This window comes from Rahnella sp. PCH160, assembly GCF_047784855.1.
GTDB lineage: Bacteria > Pseudomonadota > Gammaproteobacteria > Enterobacterales > Enterobacteriaceae > Rahnella.
Genome location: NZ_JBLOGT010000001.1, coordinates 1,017,750 through 1,036,891 on the forward strand (window position 1 = coordinate 1,017,750; position 19,142 = coordinate 1,036,891).

General features: G+C 51.9%; 14 protein-coding genes and 1 pseudogene. 6 read left to right on the plus strand and 9 right to left on the minus strand.

Annotation, left to right across the window (positions count from 1 at the left end; all coding sequences use genetic code 11):
• Window positions 1–335 precede the first annotated feature (335 nt).
• From typA to fabY, 5 genes are all read left to right on the plus strand, one after another.
• Window positions 336–2,159 carry a ribosome-dependent GTPase TypA gene (gene typA / locus ACM5QY_RS04655; protein ID WP_416119435.1) on the plus strand — a complete coding sequence of 608 codons (1,824 nt, stop codon included), beginning with the start codon at window positions 336–338 and terminating at the stop codon, window positions 2,157–2,159.
• 164 nt (window positions 2,160–2,323) lie between these two features.
• The gene (gene yihX, locus ACM5QY_RS04660; RefSeq protein ID WP_416119437.1) at window positions 2,324–2,911 is read left to right on the plus strand and encodes a glucose-1-phosphatase; all 588 of its coding nucleotides are present in this window, start codon (window positions 2,324–2,326) and stop codon (window positions 2,909–2,911) included.
• A gap of 11 nt (window positions 2,912–2,922) precedes the next feature.
• A complete protein-coding gene (locus ACM5QY_RS04665) occupies window positions 2,923–3,795 on the plus strand; it encodes a virulence factor BrkB family protein (RefSeq protein ID WP_416119438.1) in 873 nt (290 codons plus the stop codon).
• Window positions 3,796–3,810: 15 nt separating this feature from the next.
• Window positions 3,811–4,248 carry a D-aminoacyl-tRNA deacylase gene (gene dtd, locus ACM5QY_RS04670; protein WP_416119439.1) on the plus strand — a complete coding sequence of 146 codons (438 nt, stop codon included), beginning with the start codon at window positions 3,811–3,813 and terminating at the stop codon, window positions 4,246–4,248.
• A gap of 33 nt (window positions 4,249–4,281) precedes the next feature.
• The gene (gene fabY, locus ACM5QY_RS04675) at window positions 4,282–5,214 is read left to right on the plus strand and encodes a fatty acid biosynthesis protein FabY (protein WP_416119440.1); all 933 of its coding nucleotides are present in this window, start codon (window positions 4,282–4,284) and stop codon (window positions 5,212–5,214) included.
• Window positions 5,215–5,281: 67 nt separating this feature from the next.
• On the opposite strand, the gene ACM5QY_RS04680 is transcribed toward fabY, so the two are convergent.
• The 8 genes and pseudogenes from ACM5QY_RS04680 to gmk all read right to left on the minus strand — a co-directional run bounded on the left by ACM5QY_RS04680 (window position 5,282) and on the right by gmk (window position 16,206).
• Window positions 5,282–6,973 (minus strand): AsmA family protein, encoded by a 1,692-nt coding sequence (locus ACM5QY_RS04680; protein ID WP_416119441.1) that lies wholly within the window; start codon window positions 6,971–6,973, stop codon window positions 5,282–5,284.
• A 154-nt stretch (window positions 6,974–7,127) separates the two neighbouring features.
• Window positions 7,128–8,518, minus strand: a pseudogene (locus ACM5QY_RS04685) (uracil-xanthine permease family protein).
• A gap of 266 nt (window positions 8,519–8,784) precedes the next feature.
• Complete coding sequence (locus ACM5QY_RS04690) at window positions 8,785–10,110, minus strand: PTS sugar transporter subunit IIC (protein ID WP_416119443.1); 1,326 nt, start codon at window positions 10,108–10,110, stop codon at window positions 8,785–8,787.
• Window positions 10,111–10,342: 232 nt separating this feature from the next.
• Window positions 10,343–12,424, minus strand: a complete 2,082-nt coding sequence (gene recG / locus ACM5QY_RS04695) for an ATP-dependent DNA helicase RecG (protein ID WP_416119444.1) — start codon at window positions 12,422–12,424, stop codon at window positions 10,343–10,345.
• Window positions 12,421–13,119 carry a tRNA (guanosine(18)-2'-O)-methyltransferase TrmH gene (trmH, locus tag ACM5QY_RS04700; RefSeq protein ID WP_416119445.1) on the minus strand — a complete coding sequence of 233 codons (699 nt, stop codon included), beginning with the start codon at window positions 13,117–13,119 and terminating at the stop codon, window positions 12,421–12,423. The genes recG and trmH overlap by 4 nt, the downstream gene beginning before the upstream one ends.
• Window positions 13,120–13,124: 5 nt before the next feature.
• On the minus strand, window positions 13,125–15,233 hold the full coding sequence (gene spoT / locus ACM5QY_RS04705) for a bifunctional GTP diphosphokinase/guanosine-3',5'-bis pyrophosphate 3'-pyrophosphohydrolase (RefSeq protein ID WP_416119446.1): 2,109 nt from the start codon (window positions 15,231–15,233) through the stop codon (window positions 13,125–13,127).
• A gap of 19 nt (window positions 15,234–15,252) precedes the next feature.
• Window positions 15,253–15,528 carry a DNA-directed RNA polymerase subunit omega gene (gene rpoZ / locus ACM5QY_RS04710; protein ID WP_013577639.1) on the minus strand — a complete coding sequence of 92 codons (276 nt, stop codon included), beginning with the start codon at window positions 15,526–15,528 and terminating at the stop codon, window positions 15,253–15,255.
• A gap of 54 nt (window positions 15,529–15,582) precedes the next feature.
• Window positions 15,583–16,206, minus strand: a complete 624-nt coding sequence (gene gmk / locus ACM5QY_RS04715) for a guanylate kinase (protein ID WP_416119447.1) — start codon at window positions 16,204–16,206, stop codon at window positions 15,583–15,585.
• Window positions 16,207–16,484: 278 nt separating this feature from the next.
• On the opposite strand from gmk, the gene ligB reads away from it, so the two are divergent.
• Window positions 16,485–18,182 (plus strand): NAD-dependent DNA ligase LigB, encoded by a 1,698-nt coding sequence (gene ligB, locus ACM5QY_RS04720; RefSeq protein ID WP_416119449.1) that lies wholly within the window; start codon window positions 16,485–16,487, stop codon window positions 18,180–18,182.
• Between the two features lie 20 nt (window positions 18,183–18,202).
• On the opposite strand, the gene ACM5QY_RS04725 is transcribed toward ligB, so the two are convergent.
• A complete protein-coding gene (locus tag ACM5QY_RS04725; RefSeq protein WP_104923931.1) occupies window positions 18,203–18,820 on the minus strand; it encodes a trimeric intracellular cation channel family protein in 618 nt (205 codons plus the stop codon).
• Window positions 18,821–19,142 lie beyond the last annotated feature (322 nt).

Genomic DNA, 19,142 nt, shown 5'->3' on the forward strand with positions numbered 1-19,142 from the left:
CTGTAAAAACTTTTTACCCTAAAAAACTTTTACTCTAAAAAGTATTAGCGAAAACTGTGCCAACTTTGAGAAAATGCAAACAACGCCATTTTACAGGGCTTTTGCACTCAATAAGTATGCACCATAACGGAATTCATGCACTACAATGGTGCTAATCGTGAGATGCAAGGCACCAAAAAGGTGCGTCATAATGGTTCATTGGTTCTTTTGCACCGTGAAAGGGATCACAAAGTAGCCATCCACAAGTTGTTTCAACAAGATCCTTGTGATCTTGTTTAGAACCTCGCTTAATACGTGTACAATAGCGCGCTATTTCTAATGCCTGAGGCAAAGCTGTGATCGAAAATTTGCGTAACATCGCCATTATTGCCCACGTTGACCATGGTAAAACCACCCTGGTCGACAAACTGCTGCAACAATCCGGTACTTTCGGAGAACGTGTAGAAGCTACCGAACGCGTAATGGACTCCAACGATTTGGAGAAAGAGCGTGGGATTACCATCCTCGCAAAAAACACCGCCATTAATTGGAAAGACTACCGCATCAACATCGTGGATACCCCTGGACACGCCGACTTCGGCGGTGAGGTAGAGCGTGTGATGTCAATGGTCGACTCGGTGCTGCTGGTTGTGGATGCAATGGATGGCCCAATGCCGCAAACCCGTTTCGTGACCAAAAAAGCATTCGCTAATGGTCTGAAGCCGATCGTGGTAATCAACAAAGTTGACCGCCCTGGCGCGCGTCCTGACTGGGTTGTTGATCAGGTCTTCGACCTGTTCGTAAACCTTGACGCAACTGACGAACAACTCGACTTCCCAATCATCTATGCATCTGCACTGTTGGGTATCGCGGGTAACGACCATAACGATATGGCCGAAGACATGACCCCGCTGTACCAGGCAATTGTTGACCACGTATCTCCGCCACAAGTTGAGATGGAAGCGCCTTTCCAGATGCAAATCTCTCAGCTGGACTACAACAACTATGTTGGCGTCATCGGCATCGGTCGTATCAAGCGTGGTACTGTTAAACCTAACCAACAGGTCACTGTGATCGACAGCGAAGGTAAAACACGTAACGGTAAAGTCGGTAAAGTTCTGACCCACATGGGCCTTGAGCGTATCGAAGCGACCGTTGCTGAAGCTGGCGACATCATCGCAATCACCGGTCTGGGTGAGCTGAACATTTCCGACACAATCTGTGACCCGACAAATGTTGAAGCACTGCCAGCGCTGAGCGTTGATGAACCAACCGTGACCATGTACTTCTGTGTTAACACCTCTCCGTTCTGTGGTAAAGAAGGTAAGTATGTGACTTCACGTCAGATCCTTGACCGTCTGAACAAAGAACTGGTGCACAACGTTGCATTGCGTGTTGAAGAAACTGAAGATGCTGATGCATTCCGCGTTTCAGGCCGTGGTGAACTTCACCTGTCGGTTCTGATCGAAAATATGCGTCGCGAAGGTTTCGAGCTGGCGGTTTCCCGTCCTAAAGTAATCAACCGTAAAATCGATGGCCGTATGCAAGAGCCATTCGAGAACGTGACACTGGATATCGAAGAGCAACACCAGGGTTCTGTAATGCAGGCCATGGGTGAGCGTAAAGGCGATGTCAAAGACATGATCCCAGACGGTAAAGGTCGTATCCGTCTTGATTACCTGATCCCTGCTCGTGGTCTGATCGGCTTCCGTACTGAATTCATGACCATGACTTCAGGTACCGGTCTGCTGTACTCCACGTTCAGCCATTACGATGACGTCCGTCAGGGCGAAATCGGTCAGCGTCAGAACGGCGTTCTGATTTCCAACGGTCAGGGTAAAGCAGTTGCGTTCGCACTGTTCAGCCTGCAAGACCGCGGTAAATTGTTCCTGGGCCACGGCGCAGAAGTGTATGAAGGCCAGATCATCGGTATTCACTCACGTTCTAACGACCTGACCGTGAACTGCCTGACCGGTAAGAAACTGACCAACATGCGTGCGTCCGGTACTGACGAAGCGACGACTCTGGTTCCTGCTATCAAAATGTCTCTGGAGCAAGCTCTGGAATTCATCGATGATGACGAACTGGTCGAAGTGACTCCGACGTCTGTGCGTATTCGTAAACGTCACCTGACCGAGAACGACCGTAAACGTGCAATGCGTGGTCCAAAAGAAGGTTAATCTTCTTTTACGCAAGCCGTTAAACAGAAACAGGGTGCCTTTGGGTACCCTGTTTTTTTTGTGTTTTTTTTCCTAACCTGCGCTAAACCCCACGCATCTGTCACTGTTCACCTGTACGTTTTACCGCTAAAGTTAAAAGTCATCTTTGAAATCAGGAGCGTGCAATGCTGTACATTTTTGATATGGGAAACGTCATTATTGATATTGATTTCAAACGAGTGCTCGGCGTGTGGAGCCATCTGAGCGGTACGCCGCTGGCAACGCTGACTGAGCGATTCTCAATGGGTGAGGTATTCCAGAAGCACGAACGTGGCGAAATCAGCGATGAACAGTTTGCCGCCGATCTATGCCATGAAATGGGCATTGCGCTCAGTTTTGAGCAGTTCAGCGCAGGCTGGCAAGCCATCTTCGTCGGGCTGCGGCCTGAGGTGATTACGGTATTCAAGAAACTGCGCGAAGAAGGCCATCGCGTTGTCGTATTGTCGAATACCAACCGCCTGCATCTGGATTTCTGGCCTCATCACTATCCTGAAATTGAAGCCAACACTGATGCGATGTACCTCTCGCAAAATTTAGGAATGCGTAAACCCGAGCCGGAAATTTTCCAGCATGTGCTTGAAAAAGAAGGTTTCAGTGCGGCTGAGACGGTCTTCTTTGACGATGTGGTCGAGAATATTGAGGCTGCCCGTGCGGCCGGAATCGAAGCGGTGTGGGTGGAAGACAATCAAACCGTACCAAAATACTTTTCCTGAAGGATGAAAGGATGCAAAAAAGGGCACTGAGCCACTACCCGAAATCATTGTGGAAATTTATCCACCTGCTCTTAAAGCGCTCAGATAAAGATGGCCTGACGCTTCTTGCGGGCCATTTAGCCTATGTTTCTTTGCTTTCACTGGTCCCGCTGATTGCGGTGGTCTTTTCATTGTTTGCGCTGTTTCCGGTGTTTTCGGATATCAGCGCGCAGCTCAAAACATTCATTTTTTCCAATTTCATGCCAGCGACCGGCAATGTCATCCAGCGTTATCTCGAACAGTTTGTCGCCAACTCCAGCAAAATGACGGCGGTGGGCACCTGCGGGCTCATCGTCACAGCGCTGCTGCTGATCGCGTCTGTCGACAGCGTGCTGAATAAAATATGGGACAGCAAAACCAAACGCCCGATCGTCTTCTCATTTGCCGTCTACTGGATGGTGCTGACGCTCGGACCAATCCTGCTGGTGGCCAGCGTGGCCGTCAGTTCGTACCTTCTCTCGCTGAACTGGCTGAACATCAGCGGCGTACATTCTGTCATCGACCATTCCCTGCGGGTTCTGCCGTTATTGATTTCCTGGGTTTCCTTCTGGCTGCTCTATCAGGTGGTGCCCACCGTCCGGGTTCCGTCCAAAGATGCGCTGGTCGGCGCGCTGGTTTCCGGTGCATTATTTGAATTGAGTAAAAAAATCTTCGCGCTGTACATTCAGCTTTTCCCGTCTTATCAGTTGATTTACGGTGTACTGGCGGTGATTCCTATTTTATTTCTTTGGGTCTATGTCAGCTGGTGTATCGTGCTTCTTGGCGCAGAAATCACCGTTACGCTTGGCGAGTTTCGTTCCCTGAGAAAATTGCAGTCTGCTCAACAAGGAGCAGCAGAAAAATAAGTCTGAAGGATTTGTATGATTGCGTTAATTCAGCGGGTATTGAATGCCAGCGTGACTATCGACGGAAATATCTGTAGTGAAATCGGGCCGGGATTACTGGTTTTGCTGGGCGTTGAGCGGGGCGATGACGAACAAAAGGCCAAACGTCTTTGTGAACGGGTGATCGGGTACCGGATATTCGGTGACCAGAATGACAAAATGAACCTGAACGTTCAGCAGGCTGTCGGCAGTTTGCTGGTGGTTTCGCAGTTTACGCTGGCGGCTGACACCCAAAAAGGCATGCGTCCGGGCTTCTCTCAGGGCGCAGAGCCGCAGGAAGCTGACCGGTTGTATCAGTATTTTTGCGGACAATGCCGTGAAAAAGGTATTGCTACCGAAACGGGCCGTTTCGCCGCAGATATGAAAGTGGCGCTGGTGAATGACGGGCCGGTGACCTTCTGGCTACAAGTCTGATCGATAAGGCATAACGCCGGAGAGAAAGCATCTATGTATCACCTGAGAGTACCGACGACCGAAAAAGAGCTGGCCGCTTATTACCGATTCCGCTGGGAAATGCTGCGCAAACCGTTGCATCAGCCAGAAGGTTCAGAACGTGATGCCTACGATTCGATTGCGCATCACCAGATGGTGGTGGATGAAAACGGTGATCCGGTTGCGGTTGGCCGTTTATATATCAATGCCGATAACGAGGCCTCAATCCGTTTTCTGGCGGTTAATCCGAATGTGCAGGATAAAGGGCTGGGGACGCTGGTGGCGATGACACTGGAGTCTGTCGCGCGGCAGGAAGGCGTGAAGCGTGTGGTGTGTAGCGCGCGTGAAGATGCCGTGGAATTCTTTGCCAAGCTGGGTTTTGTGAATCAGGGTGAAATCACCACGCCGCAAACGACGCCGGTTCGCCATTTTCTGATGATCAAACCGGTCGAAACGCTGGACGATATTTTGCACCGCCCCGACTGGTGCGGTCAGTTGCAGCAGGCCTGGTACGATCATATCCCGTTGAGTGAAAAAATGGGGGTACGCATCAGCCAGTACACCGGCCAGCGATTCGTGACCACGATGCCGGAAACAGGTAATCAGAATCCTCATCACACGTTGTTTGCAGGCAGTTTGTTCTCGCTGGCCACGCTGACCGGCTGGGGGCTCATCTGGTTATTGCTGCGTGAACGCCATCTGGGCGGCACTATCGTGCTGGCCGATGCACACATCCGCTACAGCACGCCAGTGACCGGCAGACCGCGAGCCATCGCCGATTTGGGCTCCGTCCGGGGTGACCTTGACCGGCTTGCTCGTGGGCGTAAGGCGCGCGTGCAGCTTGAAGTGAATTTATACGGTGACGAGACCGACGGTGCCGTGTTTGAAGGCACTTATCTGGTGCTTCCGGCTGCGCCAGGCGCGCCGCTGGAACCGGAAATCAACTGATTCGCTTTGCGTAAATACAAAAGGCACCGCGCAAACGGTGCCTTTTTACGTTCAGACGCAAAATTGATTATTGCGGTGCAGCGCCTGAAACCAGCCCGTTAACCATCTGCTGATTCACCGTCTGCCCGTTGCTGCCGGTGACCTGCAAACTGCCTCTGAGCGTGGGTTTATAATCCACGCTGGCCGGCATCTGCCCCTGCAAATTGAGTTGCATATTGGCATTGCCGTCCAGCGCGAGATGCGGCCATCCCCAGTTTTCCAGCTCATTGGCTGGCACCGCACGACCGTTCATTTTTACGGAGAAATGACGCTGTGGTTGCTGATCTACCGTTGCCGTTGCCTCCAGTAATCCTTCTTTGGTGAAGGCGCTTAGCTCGGATATATTCACCTGGCTGTCGTTCGCGTCCAGCGTTATAGAAGGGCGACGGACATCATTGCGATTAAACGTGGCTTCACTGGCGTTGAGATTCAGCTTACCGCCCCAGATCCCCCACTGATGGTTGCGCGCCAGTAACAAATTACTGCCTAAACCATCAAGCGCTGTGATCTGGAACGGGAACTGCGGGTTGATATCGATAATCAGATTCCGGTTAGCGATGAACCGGCTAATGGAAATTTCGGCAAGCGGAGCTGGCAACGCCTGAAGCCAGAGCTGTTTCCAGTTCTGTGGCAGCGTGTATTCCAGCCCGGCAACGGAAAGCTCATCCAGTTGCAGGCGTTTGTTTGCGCGCAGCCAGTTTCCGGTGGTTCTCAGCAAACTGCGTTCCCAGCGTGCGGTGGCCTGCTTAATGGCAATCCCCTGTGGGGAAAGGTCGAGGCTGATGATCGGATCCTGAATATGCAGATTCCCGTCAATCATGTCCGTCGCGTTCAGCGTGATTTCGCCGTCATCACTTTGCCAGTCGCCTTTTTCCAGCGTCAGGTCCTGTACTGAAAGGTCGACATCACTGAAGGCCCAGTCGGTGCCTTGCAAGCGTGCATCAATCAGATCCAGTCGCTGAATCGTCACTTTCGGCAATGTCTGGAAATCATCAAAGAATGCCGAAAGCGTTTTTGACGTTTGCAGGCGAACATTACTCAGACGCAAATTCTCAATATTCCAGCTGCCGTCGGCGGCCTGCGTCGCTTTACCGGTCAGTTGCCCGCGTGCCAGATCGCCACCGAAATTACTCAATGTCAGATTCCTATTGTTGATATTGCCCTGAATCAGCACGTTTTCCGCCGGAAGCCCGTTCACCGTCAGGCTCGATGCACTCAGCTGGAAATCGGCTTTATCACCCAGAAGCTGATTCGGTTTCGGCTGCCACGGCGAAATGCCGGCGTTAATTTGCTGCCCCTGAATATCAAGACCTGCGGTATTCCCGGCCAGCGCCATCTTGCTCAGTTGCAGCGTATTAGCCTGGAACGGCAGCGTATTGGTGGAAGGATTCACATTCAGGCGGCCATTGGCCAGAACAACGTGATTGAAAAAGTAAGGGTCAGTAATCTGACGCCAACTCAAATCGAGATCGACTTCTCCGGCATTCAGAATTTCAGGCTGATTTTTTTGCCCGAAGATGACATTCGTCAGTGTGACACGACCGGGTGTTGACCAGTTGTGATCGAGCTTTTCTACCGAAAGCCGGTATTCGCTGTTGTCGCTTATCCAGCGGCTGACCCATCCGGCAGCCCAGCGGGTTTGTAATAAGACGTACACCAGCACGATAGCCAGCACCAGAAGTAGGGCGAACGTCAGCAAAATTTTACCGATAAATCTCATCGTCTGGAGCCCTGTAACGGGAAAAAGGAAAAAAGATTCTTTGTTTATGCCGCAAACAGCGACTTTTCTCAACAAGTTAGCAGAAGCGAGGCAATAAAAAGCGGCAGGGGTTCCAGACCCGCTGCCGCTGTTACACCTGGATTACATCCCGTGATCACTTTTCGTGAGGGAAAACCAGATTCAGAACAATCGCGGTAATACCGCCAGCCGCAATACCGGAAGACAGCAGCGTTTTTATCCAGTCAGGCGCGAATTGCAGGATCAGCGGCTGCTGGGAAACGCCCATGCCGACGGCCAGAGAAAGCGCCATGATCATAATCGCGCGGCGGTTCAGGCGCTCGCGGGAAACGATACGTACACCGGAAGCCGCAATGGTACCGAACATCACGATGGTTGCGCCGCCTAAAACAGGCTCTGGAATGTGCTGCACAAATCCGGCGACTGCCGGGAAAAGCCCCAACACGATCAGCATCAGCGCAACCACGAAACCGACATAACGGCTGGCCACGCCGGTCAGCTGAATCACGCCATTGTTCTGGCCGAAACAGGAATTCGGGAAGGTATTGAATACGGCTGACAGCATCGAGTTCAGGCCGTTAGCCAGCACGCCGCCTTTTATGCGTTTCATGTACAGCGGGCCACTGACCGGCTGTTCGGAAACGTCAGACGTCGCGGTGATATCCCCGATGGTTTCCAGTGACGTCACCATAAAGATAAGCATCAGCGGGACCAGCAGATTCCAGTCGAAGCCGAGCCCGTAATACAATGGCGTCGGCAACGTAATCCAGCTGCTCTGCGCGGCTGGCGCAACGTCGGGTAACATGCCCATCATCCATGCCGCCAGATACCCTACGGCCATGGCGATAACCAGAGACGCGACGCGCATGTACGGATTACGCTGGCGGTTGAGCAGAATGATAACCACCAGAACGACCGCCGCCAGAATCAGGTTTTTAGGCGCGCCGAACGTATGATTGCTCATCGCTGCATAGCCGCCACCAATCGAAGTCAGCCCGACCTGAATCAGTGAAAGACCGATAATCATCACGACAATGCCGGAAACCAGTGGGGTAATGACGCGGCGTGCAAGGTGCAGAAAACGCGACAAAACGATTTCGGTGCAGGAAGCCAGCATCAATGTGCCGAACAGTGCGGCCATCATCGTTGGAACGTCAGCGCCGCCGTTTTTGAGCGCCAGCCCCCCATAATCAGGGGTGAAACAAAATTAAAACTGGTGCCCTGAATAGAGAGCAGACCGGAACCGACGGGACCCCAGGTTTTAATTTGCAGAATGGAAGCCAGACCCGAAGCAAACAGCGACATGCTGATGATGTGCTGGGTGTCCTGCGCAGGTAAACCGAGCGCCTGGCAAATCAGTAATGCGGGGGTGATCACCGCGACAAACATCGCCAGTAAATGCTGACAGGCGGCAAACAGAGTCTGAGGAAGTGGCGGACGGTCTTCGAGCCGGTAAATCAGTTCACTTTTTGGCTGGCGGGAAAGGTCGGGTTGTTGCGAGTCTTGTTCTGTGGTTTGCGAACTCATGTTATGGCATTCCAATAAGCGGCAAAGCGGGCATTTTTATTGAAATACGCGACAAAAGCAAACGTTTGCTAACGACAATGCAAACTGTGAAATCTTCGTTAAAAATTCTTTTATGAACTGTTTACCCGGCTGCGGTTTGTTTCGGAGGAAGTGTTAGTCAGTTTCAGGGATAAAATCGGGTGTGTCCGGCAGGTATCTGAATGTAAACAGGCACCTGAATGAATGTACGGTGCCTGTTTTTATGCTTTTGCTTCTTCACTTATCGCTTACTGAGTCGCCTCTGCTTTTTCCGTAAACACGGCTTCCGCTTCAGCCGCTTTTTCCTGCGTCAGTAACTGCTTCTCGTAAACCTTGAAGAACGGATAGTAAATCACCATCGAAAGCAGCATCAGCATGATCACCAGAATCGAGACTTTGAAATCCCAGCCCATTGCCCATGCAGCCCCAATCGGCGCCGGAGACGTCCAGGGAACCAGTGAAATCATATGCGGAAGAAGGTCTGTCGATACGGCGCAGTAGGCGATCACGGCGTTAACCATCGGCGCGAGAAGGAAGGGGATGAAAAACACCGGATTCATCACAATCGGCGTGCCAAAAATCACCGGCTCATTAATGTTAAAGCAGCTCGGCACCAGGCTGAGTTTTCCCATGGTGCGCAGATGCGCTGATTTGCTGCGGCAAAAGAGCAAGACCAGCCCGATGGTGGCACCGGATCCGCCGATTACGATCAGGAAGTTCCAGAATGCTTCGGTCATGATGTGTGTCATCGGCAAACCGGCGGCGAGATCGGTCTGGTTCAGCCCCAGATTGGTCAGCCAGAAAGCCTGCAACATCCCCGAAACGATAGCCGAACCGTGGATACCGGCAAACCACAGCAAATGGCAAATCAGCACGGCTAAAAGGACGGCGGGGAGGGAGTCCGCTGCGGAAATCAGTGGTTCGAACAGCGCCATAATGGCCTGCGGCAATAGCATGTCGAAGCCCGACTGCACCAGTAAACTCAACGGGAACAGCGTAATGACGACGGCAATAATCGGGATCAGCAGATCGAATGAATGCTTAATGTTGGAAGGAACCTGTTCGGGAAGCCGGATGCCAATATTGTATTTTTTCAGCAGCCGCGTCAGTTCTGTCACATAGATAGCTACCAGAATAGCGGTGAAAATCCCCACGCCTCCCAGCGCAGCCGTCGACATTTTTTCATCAATTTGCGGCGCAGCCACCAGCAGAAACGACATCAGCGACAACATCGCGGTCATAAACGGGTCAAGCTTGTAGCTTCGAGCCAGATTGTAGGCGATGGCTGCCGCAATATAAATCGACATAATCCCCATCGTCATATTAAACGGCGTAAGAATTTGTACTTCATATTTTGCCGACAGTTCCAGCCAGCTTCGCGCGAATCCCCATGAGGATTCAGGAGAGAATGGCGGATGGACGAAAACCAGCAAAAATGAGCCAACAATCATAAATGGCATTGCTGAAATAAACCCGTCACGCACCGCCATCACATGGCGCTGAGAAGACAATCTCGCCGCAAACGGACTGATTTTCTGTTCTATAAAATCAAAGAGGGATTGGCTGATACTCATGATGATAATGGCCTTATGGTGAAAGGATCTGACAGGCTTACCTTAATTATCATCAGTGTAGTGGCGGGGTATGAAACCGGTTACCGATTTTGCCCCAGTCTGTGAAGGTCATCAAATAACCAGAGGTCTTAATGGTTTGAGGCGGAAATGGGCATGCGTGGGGAAAATACATCGAAGCCAAAACATCATTTTCAATAATGTTTTGGCATACCAGGAAAGCAAGAGGGGGAAATCAGGCGTTGGTGTAACGCACTCTTTCCGGCAGCCATCGCTCAATCAGCGCTTTGGCATGATCGGGAAACTGCTGCTGGAGATAACGGGCTATACGCTGTACATCGGGGATCATGGCCTGATCACGCAGCAGGTCTGCGACTTTAAATTCGGCGCTGCCGGTCTGGCGCGTGCCCAGTAATTCGCCCGGCCCGCGGATTTCTAAATCCTGCTGAGCAATGACAAAACCATCGTTGCTGTCGCGTAAAACCTGCAAGCGCTTCTGCGCTGTTTTGCTCATCGGCGTTTTGTACAACAACACGCAGTGAGAAGCGACGGCACCACGGCCGACGCGGCCACGCAACTGGTGTAACTGCGCCAGCCCGAGACGTTCCGGGTTTTCGATGATCATCAGGCTGGCATTGGGCACGTCGACGCCCACTTCGATGACGGTTGTCGCCACCAGAAGCTGTACTTCGCCCTGTTTGAACGCCTGCATGACGGCCAGTTTTTCCTGCGCTTTCATCCGGCCATGAACCAGACCGATATTCAGCGCAGGCAGCGCTTCTTTCAGCCCTTCCCAGGTGGCTTCTGCTGCCTGAGCTTCCAGCATTTCAGATTCTTCAATCAGCGTACAAACCCAGTAAGCCTGACGATTTTCCTGCTCGCAGGCGCTTTTCACCCGGCTGATAATATCGTTTCGGCGCGTATCGGGAATCGCAACGGTCGTCACCGGCGTTCTGCCCGGCGGAAGTTCGTCGATAACCGAGGTATCCAGATCGGCGTAAGCGGTCATTGCCAGCGTCCGGGGGATGGGTGTTGCGGTCATGATCAACTGATGCGGATGGAAGCCCTGTTGCAGACCTTTTTCCCACAATGCCAGCCGCTGATGCACACCGAAGCGGTGCTGTTCATCAATGATGACAAGAGATAACGAGGAGAACAGAACCTGTTCCTGAAATATCGCGTGAGTCCCGACAACCATGGAAACCTGGCCGCTGGCAATCGCGTCCTGTTGTGCCTGTCTGGCTTTACCTTTCTGTTTGCCCGCCAGCCATCCGACCTGAATACCCAGAGGCTCGAACCACTGACGGAAATTATTGGCGTGTTGTTCGGCAAGTAATTCTGTGGGTGCCATCAGACCGACTTGCTGACCCTGCGCAATCGCACAAAGCGCGGCAAGTGCCGCCACCAGCGTTTTGCCTGAACCCACGTCGCCCTGAACCAGCCGCATCATCGGATAGTTTTTTGCTAAATCCTGTTCGATTTCAGCTACCACCCGCTGCTGTGCGCCGGTCGGGCTGAACGGCAAAGAGGCCAGGAACTGATTTTTCAAACGATCGTCATGATGCAGCGGCATGGCTTTATAGCTTTGCGTACCGGCGCGGACGGCCAGCATACTCAGATTGTGCGCCAGCAACTCTTCCATAATCAGACGTCGCTGCGCCGGATGATGCCCTTTTTCCAGGTCAGCCAGCTGAATGTCAGGCGGTGGCCTGTGCAGCAAATGCAGCGCTTTGGGAAGCGGGATTAACGAACGGCTCAGTTCTTCCGGTAATAGTTCAGCGATGGGCACGGTATCGAGCAATTCCAGCGCCTGATCGGTCAGTTTACGCAGTGTGGCCTGACGGATACCTTCGGTTGTCGGATAAACCGGCGTCAGCGATTCTTGCAAAACAACTTCGCTGTTTTCACCCTGAACGCGGTATTCCGGATGAATAATTTCAGCGCCGTGCGTACCGCGTTTGATTTCGCCATAAGCCGTCACGCGTCGGCCAGCAGCCAGACTGTTTTTCATTGCGGCGTTGAAATTGAAAAAGCGCAATGTCAGTAATCCCGTGCCATCACTAATCTGGCAGGTGAGCATTCTGCGACGCCCAAAGCTGATATCACTCCGCAGCACCTCGCCTTCTACAGTCGCAAAGATGCCCGGCAATAAATCATTGATGGTGTACAGGCGGGTGCGGTCTTCATAACGCAGGGGAAGGTGAAGTAGCAGATCCTGAATAGTTTCAAGACCAAGTTTAGCGAGTTTGTCTGCCTGACTGGCTCCCACGCCGGAGAGCGAGGTGAGCGGGATGGCGTCGAGCAGGCGGCCTTTCATCTTTTTTTCACCGTCATTTGCATTGCTGACCACCAGTCATCATCAGCAATAATTTGGCCAGTCTCATCGATGAATGGGCGCGGTAATTTCTTGCGTTGCGCCACATGGGATAAGACCGGATAACCGCCTTCAAAGAGCAGACGCTGCTGTTCTTTCTCGCTTAAAACGCTGTTCTCACGATTATACATCCCGGCATTTTCACGCTGGCGCTGCGCTTCGTACAGGATTAAAGCGGAGGCCACAGACACGTTCAGTGACTGTACCATCCCGATCATCGGAATAATGATATCGTTGTCTGCAAGCGCCAGAGCTTCGGGCGTAATACCGGTTTTTTCCTGACCAAGCAAAACACAAGTCGGGCGGGTGTAATCAATCGAGCGGAAGTCGACGGCTTTTTCAGACAGGTGGGTCGCAAGGATTTGCATACCCTGCGCCTTCATTTTAGCGACGGCATCCTGAATGGTTTTGTGCGTTTTAACCTGAACCCAGCTGTTACTGCCCGCAGCAGAAGATACCAGCGTCTTCATTCGGGTCGTTGGCCAGACGGCGTGGATTTGGTGAACACCAACGGCGTCGGCAGTCCGGATGACAGCAGAAACGTTATGCGGTTTATGCACCAGTTCCATGCAGACCGTCAGGTCTGGCTGTCGTGCCGCAAGCATTTCGCGGATGCGTGCATAACGTTCTGGGGTCATAACAATCAGTTTCTGTTACGGGTAACTTTGATGACGTCCGGCATGATGCGAATTTTACGCATGATATTCGCCAGATGAACGCGGTCGCGGGTCGTCAGGCGGATAAAGGCACTGTATACGCGGCCGTCTTTTTCTTCAGTGCTCAGACTCTGGATGTTTGACTGCGCGGCATTAATCGCCGCGGTCAGGTTTGCCAGCGCGCCCTGATGATTGAACATATCGACTTTGATTTCAGCGATAAATTCCTGATCGGTTTCCTGGTGATTATCCCAGTCAACGGCCATGAATTTCTCAGGTTCTTTCTGATAACCGCGAATGTTGCGACAGGATTCATGGTGAATCACCAGTCCTTTACCCGGACTTACGTGAGCAATGATCGGGTCACCCGGAATAGGGCGGCAGCATTTCGCGAAGGTAATCAGCACGCCATCTGCGCCTTTGATTGGCAAATTGCGTGTACCCGATGTTGCCATCGAAGACTGATCGCCCATCAGATTTTTAGCCACGACGACGCTCATGGCGTTGCCGAGGCCAATTTCAGCCAGTAAGTCGTCCATCGCCGCGAGTTTCATGCGGTCAAGTTCGTTTTTGATATTTTCTGGCGGAATGTCTGACAGTTTTTTACCGGCACCCAGCGCATGGTTCAGCAGACGGCGACCGAGTGAAACGGAATCATCGCGTTTCAGGTTCTTGAGCATCTGACGAATTTTGGCGCGAGCGCGTGAGCTGACGACAAAATTGAGCCATGCTGCGTTAGGACGGGCACCCGGTGCAGTAATGATTTCGATAGTCTGACCACTGGTCAGCGGCTGCGAGAGCGGATAAGGCTGGCGATCAACACGTGCACCGACGCAGGCATGGCCGATATCGGTGTGCACGGCGTATGCAAAGTCGACCGGGGTCGCGCCCGCAGGCAATTCGACAATACGGCCTTCCGGCGTGAAGACGTAAATCTCGTCCGGGAACAGATCTGATTTTACGCTCTCGATAAATTCAAATGAGCTGCCTGCGCTCTGTTGCAGTTCGAGCAGGCTTTGCAACCAGCGTTGCGCACGGATCTGCGCCGTTGTGCTGGTTTCACTGTTCTCTTTATAAGCCCAGTGTGCCGCAACCCCCATCTCTGCCATCTGATCCATATCTTCGGTACGGATTTGTACTTCAACCGGAACGCCGTGCGGGCCGATTAACGAGGTATGCAGAGATTGATAGCCGTTGGCTTTGGGAATGGCGATGTAATCTTTGACCCGACCCGGACGCGGTTTGTACAGACTGTGCGCCTGGCCCAACACGCGGTAACAGGTATCGAGTTCTTTAACGATCACCCGGAACGCGTAGATATCCATAATGGAATGGAAACGCTGTTCTTTAAGGTGCATTTTGCAATAGATCGAATACAGGTGTTTTTCACGACCACTCACACGGCACTGAATACCGGCTTCGGTTAAACGGCCTTCTATCTCAGAGAGGATTTTTTGGATCATCTCTTTACGGTTACCACGCGCGGCTTTCACCACTTCTTTGATGACGCGATAGCGGTTTGGATAGAGTGCTTCGAAGCCCAGCTCTTCGAGCTCGGTTTTCAGGTGGTGAATACCCAAACGGTGAGCCAGCGGGCTGTAAATTTCCAGCGTTTCGCGGGCAATGCGACGACGTTTGTCCGGGCGAAGAGAACCCAGCGTGCGCATATTGTGGGTACGGTCAGCGAGTTTGATCAAAATGACGCGGATGTCTTGCACCATCGCCATGACCATTTTGCGGAAGTTTTCCGCCTGCGCTTCTTTCTTATCGCGGAATTTCAGCTTGTCTAACTTTGAAACGCCTTCAACCAGTTCAGCAACGCTTTTGCCGAACAGTTGTTCCATATCCTGGTAGGTTGCAGGCGTGTCTTCGATAACGTCGTGTAATAACGCCGCCATCAGAGTCTCATGATCGAGCCTCATTTCAGCCAAAATACATGCCACGGCTACCGGGTGAGTAATGTAAGGCTCACCGCTGGAGCGTGTCTGCCCCTCATGCGCGTCCCGCGCGACGAGGTAAGCCTGCACGAGGCGCTTAATTTGCTCCTCCGGCAGGTATTTTTGAATCAGTTGATTCAGGCTTTCAAAGATATACAAGTGAGATCCGTTTCGTTAATTAACGACGACCTTCAGCGATGGCAGTCACTGCCTGAATCTCTGCGGCTTCCTGTTCTTGCTGTTCCTGACGGTCGCGAACGTCGAGGATCTGATTCGTGATCAGGCCTTCTTCGATTTCGCGCAGGGCAATAACAGTCACTTTGTCGTTTTCTTCAGCGACCAGTGGATCTTTACCACCAGATTGCAGCTGGCGTGCGCGACGAGCAGCCACCAACACCAGGTCAAAACGGTTACCAATTTTCTCAACAGCGTCTTGAACAGTTACGCGTGCCATATATGTGCTACTCCACAGGGTGACGAAAGACTGGGCATAATACTGAAAGTGACTTCAGTCTGCCAATAGTTTGGTGATTAATCCGTCATGACGGAGCCGTTGACGGCTCAGACGCAGACGTTCGGCGCGAATAATCGTTTTTAAATCCGATAAAGCCAGATCAAAATCATCATTCACAATTAAATAGTCGTATTCGGCAAAGTGCGTCATTTCAGCAACGGCTTGTGCCATCCGTTTCGCGATAACGTCTTCGCTGTCCTGACCCCGGCCACGCAGGCGACGGTCAAGCTCATCTTTTGATGGCGGCAACACGAAAATACTGCGTGCCTGCGGCATTCTTTTCCTGATCTGCTGGGCACCTTGCCAGTCGATATCCAGGAAAACATCAACGCCAGACGCTAAAACCTGCTCAATGGTTTCACGTGAAGTCCCGTAATAATTACCGAAAACTTCTGCGTGTTCTAAAAAGGCATCACGTTCAATCATCTCGCGAAACTCTTCTTTAGAGACAAAGAAGTAATGTTCGCCATGTTTCTCGCCCGGACGTTCTGTACGGGTGGTATGGGAAATAGAAACCTGTGTGTCGTAGAGCGGTTGTGTTTTCAGTAAAGCCTGAATCAGACTTGATTTACCTGCTCCACTTGGGGCGGAGACAATATATAGCGTGCCTTGAACCATGATGACGTTTCAACTGATTGGGTTGATAGGAAGTATGCGAAGAGTGATCTCTCGCACAGTATACACGCTCGCCGCATTCGGTGCAGCGTTCCGACGTATTTCATCGTAACTAAGCCCGAGAAAATAGCCCCTTTTTGGAGATTTACGCGCTGCATTCCAAAATTTCTTTGCATTACAGCAACGAATGAAATAACCGGGAAAGCATCTCGCAAGAACGAACATTGGCACTGGCAGATAAAATATCGACAGCGTTTACTTGTGCCCACAAGGAGGTGCTTATGCGCCGTTTCACTCTTTTTATCAGCGTGTTCTGTTTTATTTTTCCTGCGGCGGCCAGTGAGGTCTTCCCGCAAGATTGCCCTGCTTGGTCATCCGCACAACTGGCCCAGGAAACACATCAGCTTTCTGAACAACTGACCCAATGGGACAAGGCTTACCACGTCTCTGGCAGCAGCCCGATCGAGGATTCCGTTTACGATAACCTGCGCCAGAAACAAAGCCGGTGGCTGCAGTGCGCCGGATTGCCATCACCTGAACTCGTGATACCGGGTGGCAATAATGCCATTGTTATTCATCCGGTCGCGCATACCGGGCTCAATAAATTACGCGATAAACAGGCTGTATCAGACTGGATGCGCGGGCGTAAAAATCTCTGGGTGCAGCCGAAAGTCGATGGCGTGGCCGTTTCGCTGATTTACCGCTTTGGTAAACTGGCGGCCTTGCTTAGCCGGGGAGATGGTGCCAAAGGCCAGAACTGGACCGCCAAAGCGGCCTCTATACCGTCAATACCCCTCAATATTCCCGATAACAGCCCTGAGCTTGTATTGCAGGGTGAGCTGTATCTGAAGATGACCGGTCACCAACAAAGCGTTGAAGGCGGCATGAATGCGAGATCAAAAGTGGCGGGAGCCATGATGCGAAATTCGGTGTCCGATCAGCTCAGCCAGATTGGCATCTTTGTCTGGTCATGGCCGGACGGGCCCGCCGACATGTCGGTGCATCTTCAAACACTGAGCGATTTAGGTTTCCCTGCGGTTTCTCAATTCACACTTGCGGTGAACTCGGTGGAAGACGTATCGAAATGGCGTGATACCTGGTTTCTCCAGCCGTTGCCTTTTGCGACCGATGGCGTGGTTATCCGCCAGCAAGAAGAGCCCGCCGGTAAATACTGGAAAAATAAGTCAGCGACCTGGGCCGTTGCATGGAAATATCCGCCTGCCAGACAACTCACGGAAGTTTCGGGTGTTACTACAACCACGGGTCGAAGTGGAAAAGTGACCGTGATTCTGAATCTGAAAACGCTGAAGCTGGATGATAAATGGGTGAATAAAGTCAGCGTGGGGTCGGTTGCCCGCTTTAAAGCATGGGATGTCCTTCCCGGCGATCAGGTTGCAATCAGTCTGGCCGGGCAGGGGATTCCACGTCTTGATGACGTCACATGGCGCGTGAGCGAGCGGCCCGATATCAACCTTCCTGATCCGCAACAGTTCGATACGCTTTCTTGTTTCACACCGGAACCCGGCTGCGCGCAGCAGTTTCTTTCGCGTCTTGTCTGGCTCAGCGGCCCTGAAGGATTAGATATGGCCGGGTTTGGTGGCGCGACGTGGCAAAAGTTGCTCGACGGGATCCCGACTGACTCACTGGTGGCGTGGTTAGATCTCAATGAGAAAGATATGGCGGCGGTGCCGGGGGTTAGTGTTAAGCAGGCGCAGAAACTGATAGCGCAAATCCAGCTGGCGCGGGGAAAAGGCTTCAGACACTGGTTGTCAGCACTGGGTTTCCCGACCTTCGCCCTGAAGTTTGCGGAGCAAAGGCAAAGCTGGCGTCTGCTGGAACAGTTAACTTCCGGTGAATGGGAAACAATGACGGGAATAGGGCAAAAACGCGCCAGGCAAGTTTACGACTTTATCCATCACCCGCAGGTTATGGCGCTGGCCGAGCGGCTAAAGCAGGCAGAACTGCCTGCTTTTCAGTAGCTCCTGAAGGCGGGGGCAATCTAATGGTCTGAATGCGGATAATTGAAAACCGGCAGCCCGAGACGAAAGCGCAGCGCGATAAGACGTGCGGTAAAACCGACAAGCAGGGTGATGATCACCACCAGATTGTGCGGCAACGCGAGGTATTGCAGGCCGATATAAACCCAGGCGGAGGCGAAAGAGATCCCGGCGTAGATTTCTTTCTGGAAGACCAGCGGGATCTGATTACACATCATATCCCGCAGTACGCCGCCGAAAACGCCTGTAATTACGGCACAGACTGACGCGATGATTGCGCCGTGGCCCATATCAAGCGCGACCTGTGTCCCGATGATTGAAAATACAACCAGACCTACGGCATCAAGTACGAGGAATAACCGGCGAAGGTGTTGCATCAGCGGAGCCAGCCAGGTCGTCATAATGGCGGCTACGGCCACAATGACAATATATTCCGGGTGCTTAACCCAGCCTAAAGGATAATGTCCCAACAACATGTCACGAACAGAACCGCCGCCAATAGCCGTCGCTGCCGCAATAATAATGACGCCGAAAGTGTCCATTTTACGACGCCCGGCCGCCAGAGCACCTGTCATGGCTTCTGCGGTGATCCCAATAATATAAAGCACTGTGAGTAACATGAATGTTCGCCGGACAAATCAATGAATGGGAAAGCTGGAGCCGCGTAGAGTAATGAGATTTTCATAAACTCTCGATTGAGTTTTTCTTTTGCATCCACGTTCAGATTACTAAAACTAATATAACTGGCTCATCAGTAACGCAATATAAAAGGCTCAGGAAGGATCCTGGATTATTTTAGATTAGAAAAACAGATGTCGCTTGCCCGTTTTTAGATCCTTCTTTCGTTTTCTTCCCGACGAGTCTCTTTCATAAAGGTGAAAAACGGCTACTTTTAAGTTACGATTATTTAAAATCGTAACTTAAAGACGTAAAGTCCAATTG

Bases quoted from the DNA above. Each gene is read 5' to 3' on its own strand.
- ligB (WP_416119449.1), top strand. From the start codon at position 16,485: ATGCGCCGTTTCACTCTTTTTATCAGCGTGTTCTGTTTTATTTTTCCT.
- yihX (WP_416119437.1), top strand. From the start codon at position 2,324: ATGCTGTACATTTTTGATATGGGAAACGTCATTATTGATATTGATTTC.
- dtd (WP_416119439.1), top strand. From the start codon at position 3,811: ATGATTGCGTTAATTCAGCGGGTATTGAATGCCAGCGTGACTATCGAC.
- trmH (WP_416119445.1), bottom strand. From the start codon at position 13,119: ATGACCCCAGAACGTTATGCACGCATCCGCGAAATGCTTGCGGCACGA.
- fabY (WP_416119440.1), top strand. From the start codon at position 4,282: ATGTATCACCTGAGAGTACCGACGACCGAAAAAGAGCTGGCCGCTTAT.
- ACM5QY_RS04680 (WP_416119441.1), bottom strand. From the start codon at position 6,973: ATGAGATTTATCGGTAAAATTTTGCTGACGTTCGCCCTACTTCTGGTG.
- rpoZ (WP_013577639.1), bottom strand. From the start codon at position 15,528: ATGGCACGCGTAACTGTTCAAGACGCTGTTGAGAAAATTGGTAACCGT.
- ACM5QY_RS04690 (WP_416119443.1), bottom strand. From the start codon at position 10,110: ATGAGTATCAGCCAATCCCTCTTTGATTTTATAGAACAGAAAATCAGT.
- ACM5QY_RS04665 (WP_416119438.1), top strand. From the start codon at position 2,923: ATGCAAAAAAGGGCACTGAGCCACTACCCGAAATCATTGTGGAAATTT.
- ACM5QY_RS04725 (WP_104923931.1), bottom strand. From the start codon at position 18,820: ATGTTACTCACAGTGCTTTATATTATTGGGATCACCGCAGAAGCCATG.
- gmk (WP_416119447.1), bottom strand. From the start codon at position 16,206: ATGGTTCAAGGCACGCTATATATTGTCTCCGCCCCAAGTGGAGCAGGT.
- recG (WP_416119444.1), bottom strand. From the start codon at position 12,424: ATGAAAGGCCGCCTGCTCGACGCCATCCCGCTCACCTCGCTCTCCGGC.